Annotated in this window: 7 protein-coding genes; all 7 read left to right on the top strand. The window is 34.7% G+C overall.

All coding sequences use genetic code 11. The annotated features are described in order from the left end of the window. The first annotated feature begins 139 nt into the window (after window positions 1–139). Window positions 140–508, top strand: a complete 369-nt coding sequence (locus P9M13_07840; GenBank protein MDP8263197.1) for a hypothetical protein — start codon at window positions 140–142, stop codon at window positions 506–508. Window positions 509–811: 303 nt separating this feature from the next. Further along, a complete protein-coding gene (locus tag P9M13_07845; protein ID MDP8263198.1) occupies window positions 812–1,489 on the top strand; it encodes a hypothetical protein in 678 nt (225 codons plus the stop codon). A gap of 66 nt (window positions 1,490–1,555) precedes the next feature. Next, complete coding sequence (locus P9M13_07850; protein MDP8263199.1) at window positions 1,556–2,257, top strand: hypothetical protein; 702 nt, start codon at window positions 1,556–1,558, stop codon at window positions 2,255–2,257. Window positions 2,258–2,683: 426 nt separating this feature from the next. Beyond that, complete coding sequence (locus tag P9M13_07855; GenBank protein ID MDP8263200.1) at window positions 2,684–3,190, top strand: hypothetical protein; 507 nt, start codon at window positions 2,684–2,686, stop codon at window positions 3,188–3,190. A 574-nt stretch (window positions 3,191–3,764) separates the two neighbouring features. Further along, window positions 3,765–3,932, top strand: coding sequence for a hypothetical protein (locus tag P9M13_07860; GenBank protein ID MDP8263201.1), 168 nt, complete (start codon window positions 3,765–3,767; stop codon window positions 3,930–3,932). A gap of 2 nt (window positions 3,933–3,934) precedes the next feature. Then, window positions 3,935–4,378, top strand: a complete 444-nt coding sequence (locus tag P9M13_07865) for a hypothetical protein (protein MDP8263202.1) — start codon at window positions 3,935–3,937, stop codon at window positions 4,376–4,378. 70 nt (window positions 4,379–4,448) lie between these two features. Next, window positions 4,449–5,642, top strand: a complete 1,194-nt coding sequence (locus P9M13_07870; GenBank protein MDP8263203.1) for a hypothetical protein — start codon at window positions 4,449–4,451, stop codon at window positions 5,640–5,642. Window positions 5,643–5,864: the final 222 nt, after the last annotated feature.

The raw sequence follows: 5,864 nt of genomic DNA on the forward strand, positions 1-5,864 counted from the left end.
GAGTGTGGTTGTGATCTTGTCCTTCGCGAGGAAGATGGTCTTATATTTGTTTCCTGTGTAGATTGTTCCTTTTGTGAATGTTAGCAGTTTTCTTATTGAGGGCTGCGCATTCATTATCACGCAGAGAAGGGAGTTCGTTATGTTATATATATTTACTGTTACACGTTTCTGCTTTTGGGGTTTCGTAGGTATGTTTGGTATTGCTCCTAGAGATGTTAGGAGGAAGGGTAGGTATTTGTATAGGGAGGTTACTGATTGTCGTGGTATTTATCATTGGAGGCGTACCATTAATAGAGATTATAGAAGATATTATCGTTTTATACGTAAGCATGGTGGTGTTGAGGGGTTTCTTAGTGCGCCGTGGCATCCATGGTTTTGTTACCGCATTGCTACGGAGACAGGTTTATGGGAGTTTGATAGTAGGGACAGGAGTTATCGTCTTTTACAGTTGAGGGGTAAAATTATTTACCCCTCTAAATACTCTAAGTTCATAAAAGCATTTAGTTAGTATCTCGGGCATTTGTTTACCTTCTACTTATTCTTTTAAACTCATAATGATATGTGTATTTCCTTTTATATAGAACTCTGTACAATAAGATATTAGCCGCACATTATGTAATAGTATCCATTATGGAAGGGATTATTAATAAAAATAATAAGAAATATTTGCCTTATATGATAAAATGTTCCTATGCTATGGAATTTATATAATAATATGTTAGCGAGATAGAAATCCAGTAATCATAAAGCCAACTGAAACACCAAGTCTGAACGTTATCCACATCAGAATGAAAAGAGAGGAAAACGAATAATGAAAGTAGCTATATTTGGTTTTGGGATTGTAGCCACTCTTCTTCTTTTTACTGCCGGAATAATTTATAATTCTCATCGTGTTGCCGCAGTATGGGTAATATTTTTAACCATCGTAACTTATGCTCTTTCGTTTGCTCTTTATTGGCATAATGACATCAAATCAAATCCAAAACTTAAAGAACCAATGTTTTCTGAGAACGTCGATAATTTTTCTTTCTCTCTTGGAGAACGAGGGATTACCGTTGAGTTCAAAAAAGAAGTTTTAGAAAAAGAACACATGAACAATCTATTCGTATTTAGTAATTACCGTCCGGTTGAATTATATATTGAAGGGGGCCAATTGTACGCTGATGTTAAAATTTATGGTGGTAGTGGTCTTTCTCCAATAGAAATCAAAAAAAACAAACTTTCAAACAAGCCTTCCAATTGGGATTTTAATTCAAATGAAACCGCTCTTGAGATCGTGGACAATACACAAACTCCAATCTATCAATTCTTCTATAAAAACAAATCGCACATCGTAATGAATGGCATTTTTCCTTTCCCAGGTGGGTTGATTCTTGCTAGTGAAAACGGGGCAACCATTAATCCAACATTGCCAACAAATTTCTCATTAAAACGCATTTTTAAATATCCGTCTTGGCAATATCCTGGTGAATATGAAAAAAATCGCTAACCAGCGGGTGAACTTGACGGCTAAAAAAACCGCCGAAAGTTACCCTTATTGTTAGAACTGAAAAATATGACAAAACATTGTTATAGTATTTCAAAATTTAAAACTTTTAGCCATGAACAAGCTAAAGAAATATTTCCTGATAATTTCCGGATTAAGATAGAGAATGGAAAATATTTTCTTATCGTTGAAACGATGAGTGGGTTAGATAGGGACGTTTTTATTGAAGTTCAGAAAGAGTGTGACAGGATTTTTTTTCTGACAGGTGAACAGCTCAACCCACAATTTGAATGGAAAAAAAATGATGATGGGGTAACGACTCGACTACAATCTTTTCGTAATGATTTCAGATGTGTTGAAAAAATTCCCGACAATTCAACCAAGCAGCAGTGGACTCCATGTTTGACAGTTCAATTACGATTATGGCAGCTTGCTAAATTACCTGATTTACCAATTGCCGCAATGGTAAATCTACTATTCCAAATTGTCGAAATTGCTTTTCCAGATAAAAAGCAATACCCTAAATACGTTAATTCAAATATTCCCCCCGATTCTAAGAGAGAATCATTTCTTTTGAGGGATTTAGTAAGCCATAGTGGGGCAATAATGTATAGTGATCAGCTTAAAGAATATTGTAAATTTCTAAATATCGAGAGAACTTTTCACGATCCTACAGATGTAAATTTTACAAAAGCTATAAGGAGACGCTTTAACATAGTGGAAGATGAAGCGCGCAAAGTTATAAGCGAACAAATAACTTTAAATGAATAAAAAGTTCTAACCAGTCATTCCCCCAGACCTTTTATGCGGCTTCGCCATTCCAATGGCGAGTGAATTCTGATGTTACTGCATTGCTACGGAGACAGGTTTATGGGAGTTTGATACTAGGGATAGGAGTTATCGTCCTTTACAGTTGAGGGGTAAAAATATTTACCCCTCTAAATACTCTAAGTTCTTAAAAGCATTTAGTTAGTATGTCGAGCTATTTCTTTATTTTCTACTTATTTTCTTTAAAATCATAATGATGTATGTATTCCCTTTTGTGTAGAACGCTGTATAATAAGATATGAGGTGCACATTATGGAATATTTTCCATTTTGTGAGGGGTTGCTAATGAAGCAAATAGTCCGTGCAAAACAGAAAGATTTACTGCAAACTAAGCACTTATTTGTTAGCTGAAGATCAGGAGGAGCAATTATGAGAGTCTGTCTTTCATTCATCATGCTATTTGTAGTCTTGTTCACTGGTTGTGTTACATTAACAGAGAATCATTTCTATGGAGTAGGGATAAAGAGTCTTCAGGCCCTCATCGATTTTCGAATAGATAGTTATTCAGAGGGAAAAGTGAAATATGGATCAGCTAAGTCAATCAATGATGACATACATGCCTGGGCTAGTGCTGATGTAGACCCGGGCCTGACTATTAAAATTACAAACAATACAGACAATCCAATATTTACTAACTATTTTACAGACGGTTTTGCCATCACTACTAAAGACGGTAAAGTATATCAGTTAGAAAAAGTCGGTATTTTAGAGTATCCTAGTAAGAGCTACATTAATCCTGGAGACACATTTCGTTATCAATTTAAGAATCCTTTTGGGTACGGATCACAAAGGCTAGAAACCGAAACAGCGTGGATAGTCTGCGAGATTGGAACAGTTAATGAAAGAGTTACGATAATTTTGAAGCCCTTGCCATAAAAACAAAGTGTTTCTTCGACCAACCAGCAGGTAAACGCGTGTCCAAACAGGCCATTTGATTGCCTACCATACATTGATACCATGACAGTTTACAGAATTCTTTAGTAATGTACGATTGCTCGAAGATGGTGAAGTATTCAAGCTGTAGCCGTTTATAATAAATAGGTGTGACCCCTTTATAGACTACTTTATACCTTTATAGCCATAATTAAGTATCCTGTCCCCTTAATTCTTTGAACCCTAAATATTCACTTGATATTATCGTAAATTACTATAGTGTAAGCATATAAATGTGAGAAACAGGGGTTAGATAGAAAAGGGAGGTGCCCATTTTTCCCATACGAAAGTGAGACATATGGCAAAATTATTACTGTTTATTCTATTTGCAATCGGGTTAGTGGTGCTGTTCGCGATTGGAATGATATTCGGGTTTTATGGCGTTTTGTTTGCATTGCTTCTGATTGGTGGTGGAATACTAATATTCAGAGCTTGACGATAGGTGTAGGGAAACTATTTCTCCTACACCATAAACTAATAAATGGTTGTTGCAATCATTTATTTAGAGGAGAAAAGTATGAAAACAGAGACTTTTATCAAAAATAATACAGAATTGATTATTGTTCCTTATTCAGACAATAAATTCTGTATAGTTGTTAATAAGAATAATGGTATTAAACCTGTATTTCCATTTAATTCAAAGGGCGATGCAAAAAAGTGGGTTGAAAATTATAAAGGGGACTAGGTATGAAAAAAAGATGCATTAAAAGTCTATCAATCGCAGTTATGTTCATGTTATGTATAAATACCGTGTGTTTTGCAGGAAACTATTACGCCATGATTGCACACAAATCGAAAAACAATAACTATCTTATTCGATTAATAAAATGCTCAAATGAGACAATTTGCAAACAGGTATTGGAAATAAAAAGTATAGATTTAGATAGTAATTGGAAATTTGCAGAAGGAGAATGTTTGTCGGGAAAACAATATGATAGCATGTACCGAGCAGTCTTTAATAAACAACCAGTCTCGGAGCCATATATTTATTTTATAGATGAAAATAATTTACCAACAGTCTTAAAGTTTATGGATATTAGTCCCTTTCTAGTTGATATTATGATAAATAAATGGGCAAAAGCTTTAAAAAATCAAGGCGCTAAAGGGATAACTATAATTAGGGCAAAATAGGCAGTGTTAGAATAGGAATAGAGAAAAGGAAAAGGGGACTGCCCCCTTTTTGTCATGAGAAAAAAATAAAATGAATCAGCAATTTATGATTACCTTTTTGATGAGCATTTCTGGTATAAGCATCCTTGCTTTGTACTTTCGAGAAAAAGATAATCTCGTCAAAGACATCGAAAAGCTAATCGAATGTTGTAAATCCCGTGAATCTTTTGATGAACGAAGCGAATATAAGATGGCTTCATGGCTTGAACTTGACAAGAGTGAATTGCATAGAAAATCATTTTTTTCCTTGAGAAGAATCAAAAATGAAATGCAACGCTATCTAAAAATACATATAGATATGGATAATGTTCCAGTCGAAAATGACATAGTAAATCATTTGCGAGAAAAATTTAGCGGAAATGAGATTTCTCTACAGGAATTATCCAAGATGCTGGGCTGTGATTTTGCTGAGGCTTCTCGTACAGCAAATAACCTCGAAGCAAAAGGAATAGTTGGAATTAAAACGATTAATGAAATCGGTCGTGATGATCCAGTTGACATTAAAATTATAAGATTTACCCCTCCTAGAAGTGATAATGTATTTCGCCATCCTTTATTTGTCGCAATTGTAAGTCCATTGATTATCGCCGCAGTTATTTGGACCATACCATATATTCAAAAATCTAACGAAAACCCCACTCAACCCATTTCAGAAGTATTCCCGATAGAAAAGAGAGACTCATTTAAAACACCAACTGTTATTACAAGTGATAGAGCTCCAATAAATGATATAAATGAAAGTAATTTTAAAAAAAGTGACTTTGTTCGCTTAAAAAAAATAGAAAAAGAATTAGAACGGTTAGCTGAGTTCATTGAATTAAAGGCAAACCATCGAGAAGATAAACAATTCCCAAAAATAAATAGATCCGTTGAGGCAACTGGGAGCACCGCCGAAAAAAAAGACATCCAAAACTTAAAAGAAAACACTTTAGTTTATGAAGACTATGTATGGCAACATGGAGTGAGGTCTATCATTAACATAAACGATAATGATATTCCTTTTGTTGAATCAGTATTCTTTCTAGGACGCAGCAAAAACTACAAAGAAGATATTGTAGTATCAAAATTATATAGAGGAAGTCATTATACATACAAAGTACTGCTGAAAACATACACTAATGATCCAGATTTAATAGCTATTGTTGCGAGGGAAGCTGTAAAGGAATTAATAAATTTGCATCCCTATTTTATGGAAAAGATACCCTTTGATTATGAAAATAAATAATAATACACAAAAAAATCACACCCAACAATTCGTTGAGCGGATTTTATAATCTTGGGACAGATACTTATTGCAAGAAACCTGGGCCAAAAAAAGAAAGAATTAAGTGTTCTGTCCCGTGCGCCAAGAAAGCTAATGTAAGCAAGCTGGAAAACCAGCCCGACTAAAGCCTAACCAGCAGGTCGGTACAGAACTCAGCGCATAGTAAGGCAACGAATTATGCGA

Origin of the sequence: Candidatus Ancaeobacter aquaticus, assembly GCA_030765405.1 — a bacterium.
GTDB lineage: Bacteria > Auribacterota > Ancaeobacteria > Ancaeobacterales > Ancaeobacteraceae > Ancaeobacter > Ancaeobacter aquaticus.